This window comes from Streptomyces sp. NPDC086835 (genome assembly GCF_044745705.1).
GTDB lineage: Bacteria > Actinomycetota > Actinomycetes > Streptomycetales > Streptomycetaceae > Streptomyces.
The window spans coordinates 1-18,812 of sequence record NZ_JBIVAU010000007.1 but is presented as its reverse complement, the minus strand read 5'-3'; the positions used below and the strand labels follow the sequence as shown (position 1 = coordinate 18,812).

Sequence of the window (18,812 nt, the reverse complement as noted above, 5' to 3'; positions counted from 1 at the left end):
TTCGACCTTTTCACCGTCGCCCCCCGACCCACGGAAGGTGAGCTCCTTGTCCGCTGCGCACACCACCAGCACGGCCGGCACAGCCGTGATGATCCTCAACAGCCGCGGTCAGTACCTCCTGCATCTGCGCGATGCGCACAAACCGATCTGCGATGCCGGCACATGGTCTCTGGTCGGCGGGGGCCTCGAGGAGGGCGAGAGCCTCGACGAGGCGATCGCCCGCGAGATCCTCGAAGAGACCGGCCTCGTCCTGCCTGAGGTGACCCCGTACACCACCACCACGGCCCACGGCCCGTACGTCACCGAGGAGAACATCCACCTCTACACGGCCCATTGGGACGGCGACGCCCACGCCCTGCCGGTGTCCGAGGGCATCATGTTCGCCTGGTTCGACCTCTCCACCATGGAGCAGCTCTCCATGTGCCCGTGGGCCCACGAGGCGATCAAGACCCATCACGCCGAGCATCCCACCCCGCCCCTGCCCGGACCACGCCCGGCCGTCGGCCTCGGTGGCGCGGGCGCGGTGAAGAACGTGATCGGCGCGCACCTGTTCCTCGAACGCGACGGGACCACCCTGCTGGGCCTGCGGCACCCGAGTGTGGCGTTCGCCGGCGGCGCCTGGCACGCTCTCGCGGGCCACGTCGAACGGGAAAGCGTGAGCGCGTGTCTGGTCCGCGAGGCGTACGAAGAGGCCGGGCTCGTCATCGACCCGGCCGACCTCACCCTGGTGCACACCGTGCACGTGCTCGACCACGAGCGCGCCGATCCCCGCATCCAGCTGTTCTTCACGGCGTCCCGGTGGGCCGGCGAGCCGGCGGTCCGTGAACCCGACAAGTGCACGGCCTGGACCTGGTGGCCCCTCGACGCCCTGCCGGAGCGAACGGTCGCCTACACCCGTGCCGCGATCGACGGCATCCGCGCCGGCACCGCGTACACCGAACTCGGATGGGGCACCCCCGCCGCCCGGAGGGCATGCTGACATGACCCCTCCCGACGCCCTCAGCACACCCTGCACGTCTCCGTTCGCGCCCACCTGGATCACCGGGATGGTGCGCCGACAGCACGACCGGTAAAGGCCGTCTGGTGACCGGAGCCGGTCGGAGCCTCGGTGCGTCGGCACCGACGGTGCCGGCGGGTCTGCTGTGCGATCCAGCGGCACTCGTCTTCTTGGTGCATCAGGTGTCAAGTGCCGAAGTGCCACGAGTTGTTGTGGCGAGAGCGGGCCGCGGTCGGCGCGGGGAGCGGGGGATCCATCCAGGTCTTGTCCCGAAGGCCTGCATGACCGCAGGATTCAGCAGTGATCCATTCTGGGGAGGGCAAATGATCAAGGGAGGCAACGGCTTCGTTCCGACGGTGCCGCTGCGGCTCGCGGTGCGGAACGGGCTGGATGTCGCGGTCCTGCTTCTGACGGACAAGGGCCGGGTCCGGGGGGACGGGGACATCGTGTTCCACGGTGCGCCGATCCACCCCTCGGGTGCTGTAAGGCTGTTGGGGGAGGAGAGCGGCACGGTGTGGCTGGAGGCCGGCCTCACCGCGATCGAGGATGAGATCGTCCGCGTCCTGGTGGTCGGGTCGGCGGAGGCCGGCGCGCTGCGGGACGTGGACGAACTGTCCGTGGAGGCCTTCGCGCCGGATGGCACGTCGGTCGCGCGGTACGACGTGACGGATGCGGGCGGCGAGACGGCGATGGTGCTCGCGGAGCTGTATCGCCGGGCGGGGGGCTGGAAGTTCCGAGCGGTGGGCCAGGGCTATGTGAACGGCCTCGCCGGCCTGGCGAGGGACCACGGCGTGGACGTGGCGGAAGACGCCCAGGCCCAGGCCCAGGCCCAGGCTCCTGTTCAGTTCCAGCCACCGGCCCCGGCTGCGGCTTCGGGCCCGGTCCCGTTCCATGCCCCAGCCCCGGTCCCGTTCCATGCCCCAGCCCCGGTCCCGGCCCCAGCCCCGGCCCCGGTCCCGGTTCAGCCCCCGGCTCCGGCGCCGGTCTTCGGGGCGCCTTCCGCTCCGACGCCCGCGGCGGTGACTCCACCGTTCCATCCGCAGCCGAGCGGGCCGGACTGGACGTTCGGCGCCGTCTTCGAGCCGTACATGAAGACAGGCCGGGACAATGACGTGATCACGGTGAACGGGCTCCCGCCGGGACCGGTCGTGGTCGACCTCAGCATCCGGGGAGACGGATACACGGGCATGTGGCCCCTCACCCGTTTCAACAAGGAGGGGGACACCCTCGTCAACAGCACGGAGGAGAACTTCCGGGGCAGACTGCTCGCCCAGGTCCCGGGGAACGGGCGTCTGCGTCTGCAGCTGAAGGCGGAAGGCCCCTGGCAGCTCCAGGTACTGCCGCTTGCCGCAGCGACGCGCCTGACGGAGGACGAGCTGGAGTGCCGGGGCCCCGACGTCCTGCTGCACACCGGGGGAACGGCCGATCTCGCCCTTCATTACCGAGGAGACGACAACCTCATCATCAACCTCTACGAACTGGAGGGGCACGACGACCCCACCACCCTGCCCACGGACGAGAACGTCGTCAACGAGATCGGCAAACGGCGGGAGACGGTTCCGCTGCCCGAGGGCCCGGTCATCGTGCACGTGGAGAGGGCGGACGGCCCGTGGCGGGCGCGGCTGAAGCACCTGGAGCCGCACAGCCGGCAGTCGAACGGCGGCCTGTGGAAAGTGACCGATATCGGCAAGGCCAAGGGCCGGCTGCGGCGGGGCACGCACTGACCGTCCCGCCGCTGCCGGACGCTCCGGACGCTCCCATACGCGTAAAGAGCCACCGGTGCCGCGCTCGCTTGCAGGGGGCACACGGGGCAGCGGCGCTTGGCCGCGACCGCCGCCCGAGGTCCGACAGCGCGGCCCGGTCAGCAGCTGACCGCCTGGTGCGGCGAGCTCGCGGGGCCCAGCCTCGCCGCCCGCCTCGAAGGACGGTCCGTATGTGTGCCGCCACGGTTGGCGGGTCGTCAGCAGCAGCCGCCTTCCGCCGCGTCCGCGACCGTTTCGAGACGGCAGAAGCAGGACGCGTTGATCGGTACGTCCGCCATGGCGGACGCCAGCTTCAGTTGCTGGGCAACGATCTGCGCCTCCGCCGTCTTGCCCAGGCGCAGGAGACACTCGTGGAATCCGTGCAGCGCCCATACGTTGCCGGGGTGTTGTGAAGGACGCGGCAGCGTGTCGTCGAGGCCCAGGTCGGCCCGGTAGACGGCCTCCGCCTCTTCCACACGTCCCTGTTCGAGAAGCAGGGCGCCGTACGCGTGCCGGGTGGGCTGCATCCACCCCCACGGCTCGTCGTAGGGAAGGTTGTCGTCGAGTGCGATCGACCGCTCCAGCGCGGCGAACGCGGCGTCGTGGTTACCCTTGCGGTACTCCAGTTCGCCGTCGAGCATCTCCGACGCGATCGCGAGGATGTCGACGCACGTGTTGTTGAACAGCGTGCGTGACCCGGGCACCCGGGAGACGGCCTCACGGAACAGTTCGCGTTCGCTCTCCGCCTCAGGAATCCGGCCGGTCGCCGAGAAGGCGACGCCGCGGGCGTAGTGGAGCATCGCCGTCGTCGCGCAGTACAGCTCCGGGTCGGCGGGCAGTGGCAGTTCCAGGATGTCGGACCAGCGGCCGAAGCGGATGAGTACGTGCACCCGCATGGCGAGGAAGCTTTCCAGCCAGTCGGCCATGGGCGGACTCTGCACCCTCAGCAGCTCTTCCGGGACGGAGGCCTCGAGCTGTGCGGCGGTCTCCAGGGCGGTCGCCGACTGGCCGAGGAACATCGCACCGTAGATCTTGAAGTGGTAGTTGTGCGAGCGGTACAGCGTGTAGAAGTTCATCGCGCCGGCCTGCGCGTAATACTTCTCGTCGGCGGCGATCGCGATGGTGTTGTCCGACACCACACGCCGGTAGTCCCCGCAGAGCACCTCCAGGTGGGTGGGCATGTGCTGCAGATGCCCGGCGTCGGGTACGAGGCCACGGAGCCTGTCCGCGACGGGCAGGGCGGCCTCGGGGGTCGGGGACATCTCCATGAGGTGGACGTACATGTGCAGAAGCCCGGGGTGTGCCTTTCCCGGCCCGGTGTCGATCGCCTGCTCGAGGACCGCCTTCGCCTCCAGCGTGCGGGAGCCTGCCGCCGGCAGCCCGGTCCGCAGGTCCCACAGCTGCCAGGGCGTGAGATTCATCTGTGCGTCGGCATGGAGTGCGGCGACATCGAGGTCGTCGGGAGCGAGTTCGTACACGGCGCGCATGCTGTCGGCGTAGGGCTCGTTCCACACCGAACAATCCTCGACCACCTCCGCCTGCGGATACCGGAACCGCAACGCTCGGATCAGGGCCTGCTCGACGGGAGTGGCGCCGGCTGCCTTCTCGTGCGCGCGTTCGACGGCCGCGTGGGTGCGTTCAACGGTTCGGGCCAGGTCCTCGCCGTCGAAGAACTCCCAGGGCTTGTTGTAGTTCGGACCGAGGGCGTAGGCGATACCCCAGTAGGCCATCGCGCAGTCCGGATCCGCCGCGGCGGCGGCTTCGAAACAGGAGACGGCCTCCTCGTGGTGGAAGCCGTACGACCAGAGCAGCCCGCGGTCGAACCACACCTGGGCGGACGGGGAGGACGTCGTCACGGGGCGGGTGTGGGTGCCGAGATCGTAGTAATTCATCCGTCTCCCTGAAGGTACGGCCCGGTCGGGCAGGCGTCGCGTACGAGCCGTACGGCCCGGGCCGGACATGTGGGCGCGCCGCGACCGGCACGCACTGTCCCAACGCGGTGAAGGCCTCCGGGGACACCTGTGGCCGAGGGTAGAACCGATCTCGCCCGGCCGGGAAACGCACGCGCCGGGCCCGGGCCGGCCACTGAGGCGGTCGAGGCCGTCGTCGAGCGACGCGCCGGGGATCTACTTCAAGGACCACGGCCGCCGCGCCCAGGACCTCCAGGTCGAGTTCACCGACGTCGACTGCATCGACATCGAGCTCTGACAGAGTTGCCGGTCAGCATGCGCCAGCTGGGTGTTCCCCGCGCGGACCATGCCCTTCGGTGCTCCGCCAGAACTCACGCAGGGCAATGACGAGTGCCTCGGGCGCCTCTTCGGCGATGTGGTGTCCAGAGGCGATCGGGCCACCGTCCAGCCGATCGCCCGCCCAGTCGCGCCAGACGCTCAGCACGTCGCCATAGAGGTCGACCATGTCGTCGCGGGTGGCCCACAGCACCTGCAGCGGACAGCCGATGCGCCGGCCGGCCCTCCTGTCGGCTTCATCGTGCTCCCGATCGACTCCGAGGCCGGCTCGGTAGTCCTCGCACATGGCATGCACGGTGGCCGGATCGTGGATCGCGCGCCGGTAGTCCTCATAGGCGTCGGCGCCCATCTGTTCGGGGGTGCCCCTGTACCAGGCCTCGGGGTCGGCGTTGATGATGCGTTCGGCAGGCTTGTCGGTCTGTCCGAGGAAGAACCAGTGCCACCAGCTTGCGGCGAACCTCGCGTTGCAGCGTCGCAGCGCCTCCGCAATGGGGACGGCATCCAGCACGCTCATGGCGGACACGGCCTCCGGGTGGTCCAGGGCGAGGCGAGTGGCCACGTACGCGCCTCGGTCGTGCCCCACGACGGCGAACCGCTCGTGCCCGAGCCGGCGCATGACCGCCAGGCAGTCGTCGGCCATGGCGCGCTTGGAGTACGGACGGTGCTGCTCGTCGGTCGCCGGCTTGTCGGACCGGCCGTAGCCGCGCAGGTCAGGGCAGACGACCGTGCGACCGGCCGCGGCGAGCAGCGGGGCGACGCGATGCCAGGTCGCGTGCGTGCGTGGATGGCCGTGCAGGAGCAGCACCGCGGGACCGCTGCCACCGTGACGCACCCGCAGCTGCGCCCCGTCTCCCTCGCATCGTGTCAGCTCGAAACCGTCGAACATGCAGCCTCCTCGCCTCGGACGTCCAGGTCCTCTGCCCGGGAGCGCGCTGTCCATGCGATGGACGGCCGGGTGACTCGCGGGGTGACCTTCGTGCTCAAGTGGCTTCCCGATGGAGAAGTCGAGCCTCGGAGCCTGTGTCGGACCCGGCACCGCGTCCCGACGGGACTGTCGTTGATCAGCGGGTCGGGAAGGAAGCCAGGGCAAGATCCCACTGGTCGGCTGCGTGGAGCAGTGCAGCTGCCGCCGCGCGCATCCAAGCGGTGACCTGGCGGGCTTCGTGGGTCAGCAAAGCGGGATCGGTGCAGGACCAGCTGCCGCAGGGAGTCGTCACCGTGCCACCGATGACCAGCCGGCTGTCGTCGTAACAGTTGCCCTGGGCTGCGGCGAACTGATAGCTCAGTGGGCGGAGCTCGACGCTGTTTGCGTGATCACTCAACCGGCCCAGATCCGGTTCATCGTGCTCCAGACATGCACGCATACAGGTCTGCCGCAGGCAACCGCGCCGGCGTGGCCTTACGGCGCCCCCGGGCGGCCCAACCATGCGAAGGGCTCGGCCATCCCGTCCCAGGAACGTAAGGCCAACTGAAGCGCTCTTTCTCAACTCTTGACGGCCTCTGCGATCTGCAGGGCGGCCTGTTCGGGCGTGAGGTGCGTGGTGTCGACGACCTCGGCCTCGGCGTGCAGCCACGTGCGGGCCGCCTCGGCGTAGGGCTCAAGGTGCTGGAGACGGAATGGGGAGGGGCCCAGAAGAATGTCCCCCTCGATGCGCCCGCGGAGGGTGTCCTGGTCAGCGTGGAGGACGAAGTGCCGTACCGGGATGGCGTGTTCGGCGAGGCCCGTGCTGATCTCCCGCCAGTACTGCTCGACCAGGACAGTCATGGGCATCACCAGAGTGCCACCGGTGTAGTCGAGTACGCGGCGGGCGGTTTCGACTACGAGAGGCCGCCACGGCGGCCAGTGCTGGAAGTTGCCCGTCCAGGGCAGCCCCGGCGTGATGTCCATGAGTGTCTCGCCGACCTTCTCGGCGTCGAACACCCGTGAATCCGGGATCAGCTGCTGCACGAGCGCACTGGTCGTCGTCTTGCCTGCGCCATGGGTGCCGTTGAGCCATACGATCATCATGAGACCCGACGCTAGCGCCGTGCGGGCCGCCGTTCACGGAGCTGCGCTGGATAGACACAGTGATTTCCGTGGAGGTGCTGGCCGTGGTCGCCCACGGAGCCCACGGGGTCCGGTCGTATGTCGGGTGGCGCGATGGAGTGGCGGACCCAACTTGCTCTTTAACCTCGGAGCCCGAACGAGCCCGGGTACTTGAGCGCTCGGACTGGTAACTGCTCTACACGCAGGCGGCCTTCGGCTGAACATGTGATCCGACCAAGGAACAACAACGCTCAGCACGAAGGCCGTGGGGACGCGATGTTGTGCGCGGATGGTCCGGTCCGGTCGCTGGTGGAACTGTCACTGGTGGGCGAACACCGGCGCGGGCGCGACGGCTTCTATGGCGCCCTGTCCGCGGGGCGGGTCGATGTCGCCCGGCTGCGAAGGGCCCTGGCCACGGTGCCGCTGCCGAGGGCCCCGCGGACGGCCGGCTCGTCCTTGCCGCAGACCTCACCTGTTGGCTGCGGCCCAGTGCCCGCACCTCACCGCAGCGGATTCTGTGCCATACCTACGGGCGCGGCAAGGACCAGCACATTCCCGTTCCCGGCCGGCCCTACTCTGTGATCTGTGCACCGGAGGCGGGCCGCGGTTTACTCGTGCTCTGTCTGCCCCGGCCTGGCTACGGACCCGGCGGGCCGGACGGCCAGGGACGGAACCGCACGACGGCATCGACTGGCCCGTGGGAGGTCCTCTGCTGCTTGCCGGTGTCCGCCCCCTGCAAGAGGAGCTTCCGCAGCCGTCCTCCGGTGTTGCGCGGATGCTGGAAGCCGATCTGTCACTGCTCTCCGGTCTGCTCGATGTTCTTGGCCTGGATCAGGCAGCCGAAGCACTCGTGTCTGACTTGTAGCATTCGGCGGGGCACATCGCCGCCCTATGGCACAAGAGATCAGAGGCACGGTTCTGTGAAGGCACGTAACAAGTGGCTGACCACCCCGCTCGCGGCGGGGCTGGCGGCAGGCCTGTTGAGCGGCTGCGGCGACCAGGAGGGCGGTGCCGGTTTCGACGGCAGCGACTCGCTGGTCATAGGAATGTCGGACGAGGTCCTCGCCACTGATCCGGCGGCAGGCTACGACCCCGGTTCCTGGCTGCTGTTCAACAACGTCTTCCAGTCGCTGCTCAGCTTCCCCAAGGGCAGCGCCACCCCGCAGCCGGAGGCGGCCGAGCGCTGCACCTTCGACGAGGGTGGCAGCACGGTCTACCGCTGCACACTGCGCGATGGTCTGACCTTCAGCAACGGCAACACCCTGACGTCGAAGGATGTGAAGTTCTCCTTCGAGCGTGTGCGGAAGATCGCCAGCGACGCGGGACCCATGCCTCTGCTCTCCACCATCGACAAGATCGAGACGCCGGACGAGAAGACGGTCGTCTTCCGGCTCAACGTCCCCGACGCCACCTTCCCGAGCAAGATCGCCTCGGGCGCCGGCTCCATCGTCGACCACCGTGAGTACGATGCCGACGCGCTGCGCACCGACGGCAAGGCAGTAGGCTCGGGGCCGTACAAGCTCGACTCGTACGGCAAGGACGAGGCGGTCTTCTCGCTCAACTCCAGCTACCGGGGCACCGCCAAGGCGCAGAACTCGGGCATCATCCTCAAGCTCTTCCGCAGCGACCAGAAGGCGCTGGCATCGGCGCTCGGCGAGGGGCGGGTCGACATCGCCTACCGAGGACTGGCCGCGGACGACATATCCGCGCTCCAGGGCTCGGCGTCGGCCGACGCCCAGGGGATCGAGGTCATCGAGGGCACCAGCGCAGAGGTGCAGCACCTGGTCTTCAACCTCAACGACCCGGTCGTCGGCAAGCGCGGTGTACGCAAGGCCATCGCGTATCTCATCGACCGCGACGCCCTGGTCCGGGACGTCTACCAGTCCACGGCAACCCCGCTGTACTCGATCGTCCCGGCCGGCATCACCGGCCACAACACCGCCTACTTCGACATGTACGGCGGCACTCCGCAGCCGCAGCGGGCGAAGCAGGCACTGCGCTCCGCCGGCATCAACGACAAGGTGAAGCTCACCCTCTGGTCCACGCCGAGCCGTTACGGCCCCGCCACCGACCAGGAGTTCAAGGCGATCGCCCAGCAGCTCAACGACAGCGGCCTGTTCGATGTGACGGTCCGGTCGGTCGGGTTCGAGCAGTACGAGAAGGACATCGCGGCCGGGAAGTACGGCGTCTACGTGAAGGGCTGGATCCCCGACTACCCGGATCCCGAAAACTTCACACAGCCCTTCTTCGGCCAGGACAACGTCCTCGGCAACCACTACCAGAACAAGAGGATCACCGGCTCGATCCTCCCCCGGACCGCCGCCGTCGCCGACCGGGCCGCCACCGAACAGCAGTACGGGGAACTCCAGGACCTCGTCGCGGCAGAACTGCCCATCCTGCCGCTCTGGCAGGGCAAGCAGTACGCGGTGGCCTACCGCAACATCGCAGGCCTGGAGTGGACCCTGGACGCGTCGACCGTCTTTCGCTTCTGGGAGATCAAGAAGATCTGACGGGCCGTCCCGGCCCACCGCTCGGTGGCCCGTAATGGGGCGCCCGGCCTCCGGGGCCAGGCATAAAGAGGTCCTTACAAAGGCGTTGGACGTGTCGGTGGTGATGAGGCAGGTGGCGAGTCCGAGGAGGGCTTCGTGGACGTCGTCGCGTCGTTCCCAGCGGATGCGCAGAGGTCGGAGCCGTGCAGCCGGGCGATGGTGCGCTCGACGGCCCACAGGTGGACCCGGAGTCCGGATCCGTGGGGACGCCGCGGCGGGCGATCACCGGTGCGTCGAGCGTCCGGGCGAGGTCGGCGTGGTCCGGCTGCCGGCGCTGGCCGCCGAGGGCAACGAGGACGGCGCCGAGCTGCCGGCTTCGCTCAAGCGCGAGCCCGGCGCGGTCCGCGGCCACCGCGAGCGTCAGCCGGTCACCCGGCAGAACGGGGGCGGCACCGCAGCGGGACCCAGCGTGGTCGCGCCCGGCGCCGCCCGGTGACCGAGTCCCGTACGGTACGCGTCCAGCGCCGCTTCCATCCGCCCTGTGCGCCGCAGCAGGTCGCCCAGCAGGCGGCACAGGTCCGCGAGGTCTCCCGCCGCTCCGCTGCGTTCCAGGAGTGCCAGCGCCCGCACGTAGTGCTCCTCGGCGCGCTCGTCGGCGCCCTCGTCCTCGGCGATCAGGCCGAGCATGCGGTGCGCGCCCGCCGCGTGCACCGCGCCGCGCCGGTCACCCAATGATGTCGTCAGTCCCCGCTCCAACAGCCGGGAGAGCAACGTGGCCGCCTGCGCGCGTTGGCCGCGGCGACGCAGCACATCGGCCAACTCCACCTCGACCTGGGCCGTGTAGAGCGCGGCGCGCTGCGCGGTCAGCATCTCCCGGGCCGTGCGCAGCTCCGCCTCGGCGCTCGCCAGGTCCCCGTCCTGCGCGTGGACGTAGCCCCGCATCCAGTGGCAGTGCGCCAGTTCCGTGCGGTTGTGTGCCTGCTGGTACAGCTCCTGGGCCTTGGCGAGCGAGGCGTCGGCCTCGGCGATCCGGCCCTCGGCGAGCAGTGTGCGCGCCACACTGCGGTGCATGCCGGCGACCAAGGCGGGTTCCGAGACGCGGGGCGCCAGTGACAGGGCCCGTTCGGCCGCCTGGGCGGCGCGTGCGTGCGCGCCCATGTCCATGTACGGGGCGATGGAGGCGGAGTGGAGCAGCACCAGGGCGTCGGGGTCGCACAGGCCTCGCTCGGCCAGTTCGGCCAGGGCGGTCTCGAGGACGTAGCAGGCGTACCGGAGTTCACCGGCGAGCAGGTACGCGACGGCGCGACCGCGCACGGCGCGAGCACGGCGGGGCGGTGGTTCGGCGGCCAGCAGGCGCTCGGCCGCCTCGAACCGCTCCCGGGCCTCGTCGAGTTCACCGCCCTCCAAGGCGCACTCGCCCAGTCCGGTGAGGGCCTCGGCCCGCTCGTGCTCCAGGCCGAGGCGTTCGGCCTCGTCGAGCAGGTCCTGGTAGCGGGCGGCGGCCTCGCCGGGCTCACCGGTGGCGAGCAGACGGCGGGCGTCGGTCAGCGCCAGCCGGAGTTCCGTGGCCAGCCGGGCGGGTCGTCCCGTCGCCAGCTCCTCGTACGTGGTGCCCAGGCGGTCGGCGAGGAAGCGCAACGCCGCCTCGGACGGCCGCACCTTGCCGGCTTCGAGGGTGGAGACGTAGGCGGCTGTGTACGCCGGTTCGGCGACCCGGCGCTGCGTCAGGCCGCGCTCCCGGCGTAGGCGTTGTACGCGCTCTCCGATGACGGCTGGTTCGTCCATGGCGGCTTCCCTTCGTGCGGCCTGGTCCGGGCGTGGTGCCGGGCTTCGGTGCCCCGGCGCCACGTCCGGTCGGGCGCCTGACGCGGAACGTGGGGGAACCCGGGCCCCGCCAGGTCGTTACGGCGTCCGTTCCGGAACAACCGCGGCAAGGGCATTGTGCGCCACCCGTCGGCGCCCCTAGCTTAAGCATCTTGTTAAGCGTATTTACGCGCTTGCTTAAGTCGCCTTCCGTCAGGAGGACTTGGATGCCCCCCACGCTGCGTTTACGGTGTGCCGCGGCTACGGCCGTCACCGTCACCGTCACCGTCGCCGCCGCACTCGCGCTGGCTCCGCGATCGGCCTCGGCCGGCCCCGTCGACGACACCGCACAGACCCGGGTCGAGATACCCGGTCCTGAGGGAAAGGGCGCCGTCGAGGCCGGATCGGGCCACACCTGGGTGCCCGTCACCTCGGGCACCGCCTCCCGCACCGGCCGGCCGTCCCCGGCTGAGTCACGCGCCGACGGTGACGTCTCGTCCCTCGTCGACAACGGCCCGAGCGGCGACCGGTTGGACGTCGTCATCGTCGGCGACGGCTACACCCTCGAGGAACTCGGCCGGTTCCGCGCCGACGCCGCAACGAGATGGGCCGAGTTCACCGGCGTGGAGCCGTACACCACGTACCGCAACCTCTTCAACGTCTGGATGGTCGACGCCGTCTCCCAGGACTCGGGCGTGAGCGGCGACCCCGGCAAGGACGTCGTCAGGAACACCGCGCTCGGTTCCTACTTCTGGTGCGACGGCGTCGAGCGGCTCCTCTGCGTCGACGAGAAGAAGGTCGACTCGTACGTCGCCAAGGCTCCCGAGGCCGACCTCGTGCTGGTGCTCTCCAACAGCTCCAAGTACGGTGGCGCCGGCTACAACACCCCGAGCAAGACGCTCGGGTACGAGGGTATCTCCACCGCCTCCGCCGGCAACGAGAAGTCGGGACAGGTCGCCATTCACGAGACCGGCCACTCGCTCGGCAAGCTCGCCGACGAGTACTTCTACGCCGACTACCCCGGCTACGAGAAATACGAGGGCAAGGAGCCCGGGGAGTCCAACATCTCCACCCTCACCGCGGACGGCATGCGCACCAACCGGACCAAGTGGTACCGCTGGCTCGGTGAGACCTCGCCCGACGGCGGCCTCGTCGGCGCCTACGAGGGCGGCGGCTACTACGTGACCGGCCTCAACCGGCCGACCGATGCCTCGCTCATGCGCATCCTCGACAAACCGTTCAGCCTGCCCGGCCGCGAGGCGATGATCGGCGGCTTCTACCGCCACGCCAACCCGGTCACCCCCCGCGTTCCCACCGACCGCACCCTGCGCCGCCGGGACATCGCCAGGGTCGACGTGCCCAGGCTTTCCGGTGAGCGGCAGCTCGACATCCAGTGGTACCTCGACGGGAAGCGTCTCGCCGCGCACCAGGGCCGCACCGCGGTACCCGTCTCCGCCCTGCCCCTGGACTCCCACTCGTTCCGTCGGCACCACCTGACCGTCGTCGTCACCGATCGAACCGACGCGGTCCGCGACCCGGCCGTCGCTGTGACCCTGCAGTCCACGGCGACCTGGGCCGTCCGCTACTAGCGCGTGTCTGTCTGGCCGACCGCGCGTACTCCTCACGCGCCATCCGGGCCCATCTGCGGCACCGGGGAATCCGCGCGGTCATCCCGCAGCCGTCCGACCAGATCGGCCACCGCTGCTCGGGCAGGTGGAGCGCGGTCGCGAGGTGCCCGGCGGGGGGTGGCGAGCAGAGGTCCGGCGATGCCGCCGGCGGTGGTGGCGACGATGACGGTGGAGGTGCCGTAGAGGAACAGGGAGACGAACAGCAACGCGGGGCTGCCGAGCGCGGCCGCGACGACGACGCCGGCACCGCCGAGGGCGCCGGTGAGGTATCCGGCGGCCAGTCCGGGGCGGCGGCCGAGGCGCTGGGAGACGCGTCCGATGACGACGGCGGCGCCGGCGGAACCCGCGGTGAGCAGGGCGATGGGCAGCCCGGACAGCGAGGTGTTGTGGAGCATCTGCCCGGCCAGCAGCCCGGCGACGGTGACACCGGCGGCGAGGCCGACACCGCTGAGGACCTGGGAGACGAGCAGCACGGTCAGGGTGCGCTTCTGCACCGCGGATATGGAGGGGGAGAGCGCGGCGGTGGGTGGCGTGCGTGTGGAGGCGAGGAACGGGTGGCCCATGTGATCCGTACTTTCGGGGGGAAGCCGGGGTGGCGGGTTGCCGGGAACAGGTGAGGTCGCTACTGGCCTCCCGCGTCGCCGGGCAGCCCGCCCTGCCCGCCGCCGTCACGGCGATCAACGACGCGATGACCCGCGTCCCCACCGCATCCCTCCTGCTGTGGGACGAGAAGACCGGCCCCTACCGCGCCACACCCCACCCCGATCGTCGAGCACGCCCTGGCCGTCATCGCCGCCGACGCCGCCGACCTGCTCACCGCCCCCGACGCCGCCCGCCTGACCGCTGTGCCTCCCCGCCCTGCAATCGCTTCCTGCTCAAGCACGGCCGCCGCCAGTGGTGCTCCACCCGCTGCGGCGACCGCGCCCGCGCCGCCCGCGCCTACGCCCGCCGCGCCGCGCCGGCCTGACGACGCCATATCGCCGACCCAGCAGGTCACCGCGCATCAACCGGCTCCCAACGCCTGACGCGGCACCTGCGCCGTCGACACGAGGAGCGGCGCAATTGGCCATACGGGTGGCCCTGTTCACGAGAACCGGGATCAGACGCACATTCCGTGAGGGCGAGGGTCAGTGAGTTGAGGGCTCCGAGTCGTCCCAGTTCCACCCGTGCTCGGGGAACTGTTCAAGCAAGGCAGTCAGCGAGGTTGCCTGGTGGATGGCGGCCGACCAGTCCTGGGCGGAGTTGTCGAGCAGCACAAGAGCCGGAGGCTCCTGCCGGAAGTCGTAGGTGAGCATCTCGCGGCCACCGTCCCCACCGATGACGACGCCGCCGGGGAAGCGCTCTTGGATGTCGCCTGTCTCGTTGACATCGACGAGTTCCTCTATGGCGTTGATCATCAGGAAGTCGTCCGCCGGAAGAACGAATCGGCTCATGCTCCCCTCCGTGGCCAGGAAGGTCCGGTAGTCGGCGGGGAACCGAACTCCGAGTCGGCTCTCGGCCTGCGCTATCTGGTCGTCGTTCGAACTCATGACGTCGTTCTATCAAGCACAGCTCGCACTCGTGACGCCCGGCTGTCTCGCGGTGAGCAGGACACGCTTGCGTAGCAGCGGGAGCTTGGCCCGTCCGAACATCTGGCGTTTGATCATCTTGATGTGGTTGACGCGGCCTTCGACGGGCCCGGAGTTCCAGCGGCTGCTGAGGCCCTGGATGACGGCGTCCCAGTCCTTCTCCAGGCCGGTGGCGAAGCTGTGCAGGCCGGGCAGGTCTTCGGCGCGGACGGCGCCGATCCAGTCTTTGAGGTGCTGGCCGGAGCGGGTGGTGAGAATCTCGGCGAACCCTCGGACGAGTCGGCTCGTGGCATCGAGTTCGGGGCTGCGAGCGATGACTTCAGCGAGCTGTTGGCGGTCTTCGTCACGGAGTCGGTCGGGGTGACGCATCATCCAGCCGGTGATCTGGCGGACGCCTGGTGGTGCCGGGCCGACAACACGGATGCGCTGCCGGCGGCGGGGCCGCAGGTAGTCGCTGATCGTCTGGTAGTGACCTCGGTAGCCGAGTCCCTGGAGTTCAGCGTGCAGGTCGATGGCGTTCGTGCAGCCCTCGGACCAGCGTTTATCCAGGTGTGCCTTGTAGGGGTCCAGCTGGCTGGGCCGTGGTTGACGTCGTCCGGCCAGCAGCTGCTCGGGGGTTTCGGCGCGGGCGGTGCGACGGACTGTGTTCCCGCCGATGTGCAGTTCCCTGGCGATCTCGCGGATGCCGTGCCCCTGCTCGAGGAGGGCGTGGACGATGGCGTGGCGTTCGCGGATGCGAGCTTCGATCGGTGACATCGCCTTGTCTGTGCTTGGTGAGTCGGGAGTGCAGGTACCCGCGGTGCTGTCCGGTCCGGGGGACGGCCTGAGAGCGGCGTTGTGCCGGCGGACGCTGACCTCGACCGCGGTGCCGAGGTTCTGCCAGATGTGAAAGCGGTCTGCGACCTGCACTGTTTGTGGAGCACCAGTACGAGCACCGTCGGCATAGGAGCCGCCTCGGTCACGGCAGATGATCTCCACGCCCGGGTGCTCGCGCAGCCAGTTCGCCAGCGTCTTCGCATCCCTGCCCGGCAAAAGGTCAAGTGGCTGGCCGGTCGCGCAGTCGATGATCACCGTGCCGTAATGCTGTCCGCGGCGGGTCGCGAAGTCATCCACGCCCAGCATTCTCGGCTCCGGCCAATGCGGGTCAGGCAGAGCCATCACCAGCCGTAACAGTGTCGTCCGACTGACCGAGCTGCCCAGCACCACGGCGAATCGGCTGCCCGCGCGGCCCGCGAGAGCGACGGCCACCGCTTCCAGCAGCCGGCGCGACGCCGGTGTCCGTCTGCCATACCGGACGGTCAGCCCCTCGACCTGTTCGACGAACGTACGCCGCGGGCAGTCAGTGTTCTCGCAGTACAGCCGGCGCACGGTCAGCTCGACCAGCACCGGCTGACCGCCGACCGGGGTATCGGCCAGCCGCCGCTCGTAAGTGCTGTGCACCCGGCCCGACCGAACCGCGCAATCCGGGCACGGCACCCTACGGCTCCGCGTCCTGGCCAAGACCCGGATCGTGCTGCACTCAAGGAACACCCGCTCCACCAGCACCGCGCTGAAGTGCGGAAACAGCACCGCTATGAGGTCATCACACCGCACTACGGTCCCAGATGACAGGACGTCACCGCGGCAGAACGTCGTTGATCGCCCTCACGGAATGTGTGCCTGATCCGAGAACCGACAGCAGTTGTTCACCATTTGGGAAGTCACCTGGGTGAGCCACGGAATCGAACTGCTCGAGCCTCGTGACATCGTTGTGACGCCTTCGCGACAGGCATCACAACACGTCAGGTGCACTCTCCTGGGCGGGATCCTTGGATGCCGGGTGATCCGGACCGCCGGCCGGGTCGGCGGCACGCAGCGCCGCTTCGACCTGGCGGTTGCTGGTCATGGATGCCGTGACAGCCGTCATCGCCAGGAGGAGGACGGCGGCGGCGTAGAGCGGGGTGCGGATGTCGTACGTGGTGGCCAGCCAGCCGCCGAGGAAGGCGCCGAATGGGGCGGCGCACATGGCGAGCATGCGGGAGGTGGAGGCGACCCGGCCCATGAGGTGGGCCGGGACGATCGCCTGCCGGAGGGAGGGCCCGAGTACCATGGTGGCGCCCATGCCGGCCCCGCAGACGGCGAGCGCCAGCCCGGCCACGTACGGGTTCGGGGCAGCGGCAAGGCCCAGGATGGCAAGCCCTTCGACTGCGGCCGTGCAGGTCAGTGCGGTGCCGGTGCCGAGTCGTCGGCCAAGGTAGGAGGCGATGCCTGCACCGAGCAGGCCGCCGGTGGCCTCCGCCGTGAGGAGAAGGCCGAAGCCGTAGGTATCGATGCCGAGGCGGTCGTGCGCGAAGAGGGCGAGGACGGTCTCCACAGCGAGGAAGGCGACGTTCCCGACCGCGGGGCGGAGCGCGAGCCCGAGCAGCAGCCGGTCCCGGAAGACGTACGAGGCCCCGGTCCGCGCCTGCCGAAGCAGCGAGTCGCGGACCTCCGGCACGGGCCGGGGTATGGCGGGCAGCGTACGTACGAGCAGTGCGGAGAGCATGAACGACACCGCGTCGGCGAGCAGCGGAACCGCCCGCCCGAGCGCGAGCAGTGCACTGCCCGCCGGCGGCCCCGCGAAGCCGGACATGGCGGTCTGGGCTCCGCGCAAGCGGGAGTTGGCGCGCTCCAAGAGTGCGGGGTCGCGGCCGAGTAGGTCCGGCAGATAGGCCGTGGCGGCCGTATCGAAGAAGAGTCCGCCGAGGCCGAGCAGGAAGGCGACGGCCGCGAGCAGCGGAATGCTCAGCACATCGAGCGCGGCCGCTGCCGCCGGTATCGCGAGCAGCACCGCACGTGCCGCGTCCATGACCCACATCGTGCGCAGGCGGTCCCAGCGGTCCACGAGCGCACCGCCGAGCACCCCGAAGAGCAGCCACGGCAGCGTCCCTGCGGCCGTGACGACGGCGAGCGCCATCGGATCCCGCGTCAACGTCAACGCGAGCAGCGGCAGCGCGGCATGTGACACCCCGTCACCTAGGGAGGACACCGTCTGCGCGGTCCACAGGCGTCCGAACCCGGTCGGTAATTTCTTAATGTTTGAGGTCACTTGGCGCCCCCCTCGGCCTGATCGCGCGGTGCCGGGTGGAACAGTGCGAAGACCAGTGACGCGTCCGGCAGCGCCGGATCGGACAGCTCCCGGTACTCGTCCGCCAGTGCCTGCAACCGCGCCCCCAGCTCCGCGAACTGCTCCTCGGTGAGCCGCAGATGCGCCATCCGAACGTGCCGCTCACCATCCACCGGCGACGCCTCCAGGTCCGCCACCGCATGCCGCATCAGCACATCCGGCCCTCCCTCGCCCGGATCCGGCAGCACGATCGCCCGCGCGGCCATCGCGTAGTACCTCTCGGTGACACCCCGCACCTTCCGCGTCCGTACCACCTTCACCAGGCCGGCCCGCTCCAGCAGCCGCACGTGATAGCTGGAACTCCCCTTCGCAAGGCCCACCCGCTCGGCGATCTGCGTAATCGTCGCCGGCTCGAAGCGGAGCACGGCCATGATCCGGTGGCGCGTGAGGTTGGAGACGGCTCGTAGCTGCTCGTCCGTGGTGACGTGAAACGTCTCGGGGAGATCATCGGTAGGCATGCGAGCAATGGTCAACGATCCTTGACCATTGAGCAAGGGGATTCCGCGCGAACCTCCAGAAGCTGCTGTCCGGCGCGCGAGACCTTCTGCCAAAGCCCCTCACCCGCTGCCGATCCGGGCAGCTGTGGCAGACCAGACCAAGATCAATCGCAGGGCACTTTCTAACTGATCGTTTCAGAATGAAGTTCGTTGTGGGGATTGGCAGTTGGGTGTTGTGTCGGCAGGATCTGTTGGGTGTCTGCTGATCTTGTGCCTGATGACCTGTGGGGAACGTGTGGCTCCGCTGTTGCCTGCTCGTCCGCCGCGGCGGCATCGGTATCCCGGGCGGTTGCCGGCGGATGACCGTGCTGCGTTGCGGGGCATCGTTTACGTGCTGTGCAAGGGCGTGAGCTGGTGGGATGTTCCGGCTGAACAGGTTGGCTGCAGCGGTGTGACGGCCTGGCGGCGGCTGCGGGACTGGACCGAGGCCGGTGTCTGGCCGCAGCTGCACGAGGTGCTGCTGGCCGAGCTGCGGTCCGAGGGCCTGCTGGACATGGACGACGCGGCCATCGACGGCTCCCATGTCCGGGCCCTCAAAGGGGGGCTCACACCGGACCTTCGCCGGTCGACCGCGGGCGTCCGGGCAGCAAGCACCTCCTAATGCTGTTGTCAAGCCGCCGCGGTGACGGAGAGTTGATGTTGGAAGCGCTGTCCGTCACGGATGAGAGCCC

13 protein-coding genes and 5 pseudogenes are annotated in these 18,812 nt (G+C 69.5%); 8 read left to right on the top strand and 10 right to left on the bottom strand.

What is annotated here, in order from left to right:
* Nucleotides 1-37: 37 nt before the first annotated feature.
* Nucleotides 38-979, top strand: a complete 942-nt coding sequence (locus ACIPJI_RS22250) for an NUDIX domain-containing protein (RefSeq protein ID WP_373465386.1) — start codon at nt 38-40, stop codon at nt 977-979.
* A gap of 341 nt (nt 980-1,320) precedes the next feature.
* The gene (locus ACIPJI_RS22245; RefSeq protein ID WP_402248267.1) at nt 1,321-2,721 is read left to right on the top strand and encodes a TerD family protein; all 1,401 of its coding nucleotides are present in this window, start codon (nt 1,321-1,323) and stop codon (nt 2,719-2,721) included.
* Nucleotides 2,722-2,957: 236 nt separating this feature from the next.
* On the opposite strand, the gene ACIPJI_RS22240 is transcribed toward ACIPJI_RS22245, so the two are convergent.
* The 4 genes from ACIPJI_RS22240 to ACIPJI_RS22225 all read right to left on the bottom strand — a co-directional run bounded on the left by ACIPJI_RS22240 (nt 2,958) and on the right by ACIPJI_RS22225 (nt 6,990).
* Nucleotides 2,958-4,631, bottom strand: a complete 1,674-nt coding sequence (locus tag ACIPJI_RS22240) for a hypothetical protein (protein ID WP_402248264.1) — start codon at nt 4,629-4,631, stop codon at nt 2,958-2,960.
* A 328-nt stretch (nt 4,632-4,959) separates the two neighbouring features.
* Nucleotides 4,960-5,871, bottom strand: a complete 912-nt coding sequence (locus tag ACIPJI_RS22235) for an alpha/beta fold hydrolase (RefSeq protein ID WP_402248262.1) — start codon at nt 5,869-5,871, stop codon at nt 4,960-4,962.
* Nucleotides 5,872-6,046: 175 nt separating this feature from the next.
* Nucleotides 6,047-6,307: a hypothetical protein gene (locus tag ACIPJI_RS22230; protein ID WP_402248260.1), complete on the bottom strand. Its 261-nt coding sequence runs from the start codon at nt 6,305-6,307 to the stop codon at nt 6,047-6,049.
* Between the two features lie 161 nt (nt 6,308-6,468).
* Nucleotides 6,469-6,990, bottom strand: coding sequence for an ATP-binding protein (locus ACIPJI_RS22225; RefSeq protein WP_402248739.1), 522 nt, complete (start codon nt 6,988-6,990; stop codon nt 6,469-6,471).
* 291 nt (nt 6,991-7,281) lie between these two features.
* On the opposite strand from ACIPJI_RS22225, the pseudogene ACIPJI_RS22220 reads away from it, so the two are divergent.
* Nucleotides 7,282-7,661 (top strand): annotated as a pseudogene (locus ACIPJI_RS22220) (transposase); the annotation flags it as partial.
* 270 nt (nt 7,662-7,931) lie between these two features.
* On the top strand, nt 7,932-9,521 hold the full coding sequence (locus ACIPJI_RS22215; RefSeq protein ID WP_402248738.1) for an ABC transporter substrate-binding protein: 1,590 nt from the start codon (nt 7,932-7,934) through the stop codon (nt 9,519-9,521).
* A 399-nt stretch (nt 9,522-9,920) separates the two neighbouring features.
* Here ACIPJI_RS22215 and ACIPJI_RS22210 read toward each other — a convergent pair whose 3' ends face one another.
* Nucleotides 9,921-11,285 carry a tetratricopeptide repeat protein gene (locus tag ACIPJI_RS22210; protein ID WP_402248258.1) on the bottom strand — a complete coding sequence of 455 codons (1,365 nt, stop codon included), beginning with the start codon at nt 11,283-11,285 and terminating at the stop codon, nt 9,921-9,923.
* 245 nt (nt 11,286-11,530) lie between these two features.
* Here ACIPJI_RS22210 and ACIPJI_RS22205 point away from each other — a divergent pair, with 245 nt between their 5' ends.
* Nucleotides 11,531-12,892 (top strand): M64 family metallopeptidase, encoded by a 1,362-nt coding sequence (locus ACIPJI_RS22205; RefSeq protein WP_402248255.1) that lies wholly within the window; start codon nt 11,531-11,533, stop codon nt 12,890-12,892.
* A 14-nt stretch (nt 12,893-12,906) separates the two neighbouring features.
* Nucleotides 12,907-13,002: pseudogene (locus ACIPJI_RS22200) on the top strand (IS5/IS1182 family transposase); the annotation flags it as partial.
* A gap of 132 nt (nt 13,003-13,134) precedes the next feature.
* Here ACIPJI_RS22200 and ACIPJI_RS22195 read toward each other — a convergent pair.
* Nucleotides 13,135-13,494: pseudogene (locus tag ACIPJI_RS22195) on the bottom strand (MFS transporter); the annotation flags it as partial.
* 38 nt (nt 13,495-13,532) lie between these two features.
* On the opposite strand from ACIPJI_RS22195, the pseudogene ACIPJI_RS22190 reads away from it, so the two are divergent.
* Nucleotides 13,533-13,898: pseudogene (locus tag ACIPJI_RS22190) on the top strand (ABATE domain-containing protein); the annotation flags it as partial.
* Between the two features lie 160 nt (nt 13,899-14,058).
* Here ACIPJI_RS22190 and ACIPJI_RS22185 read toward each other — a convergent pair.
* The 4 genes from ACIPJI_RS22185 to ACIPJI_RS22170 form a co-directional block, all read right to left on the bottom strand.
* Complete coding sequence (locus tag ACIPJI_RS22185; RefSeq protein ID WP_402248253.1) at nt 14,059-14,460, bottom strand: SMI1/KNR4 family protein; 402 nt, start codon at nt 14,458-14,460, stop codon at nt 14,059-14,061.
* A gap of 12 nt (nt 14,461-14,472) precedes the next feature.
* Nucleotides 14,473-16,068, bottom strand: coding sequence for an ISL3 family transposase (locus ACIPJI_RS22180; RefSeq protein ID WP_402248251.1), 1,596 nt, complete (start codon nt 16,066-16,068; stop codon nt 14,473-14,475).
* Nucleotides 16,069-16,270: 202 nt separating this feature from the next.
* Complete coding sequence (locus ACIPJI_RS22175; protein ID WP_402248249.1) at nt 16,271-17,566, bottom strand: MFS transporter; 1,296 nt, start codon at nt 17,564-17,566, stop codon at nt 16,271-16,273.
* Nucleotides 17,563-18,102: a winged helix-turn-helix domain-containing protein gene (locus tag ACIPJI_RS22170; RefSeq protein WP_356625351.1), complete on the bottom strand. Its 540-nt coding sequence runs from the start codon at nt 18,100-18,102 to the stop codon at nt 17,563-17,565. Before ACIPJI_RS22170 ends, ACIPJI_RS22175 begins: the two co-directional genes overlap by 4 nt.
* A 234-nt stretch (nt 18,103-18,336) precedes the next feature.
* Between ACIPJI_RS22170 and ACIPJI_RS22165 the strand changes: the two are divergent.
* Nucleotides 18,337-18,812, top strand: a pseudogene (locus ACIPJI_RS22165) (transposase); the annotation flags it as partial.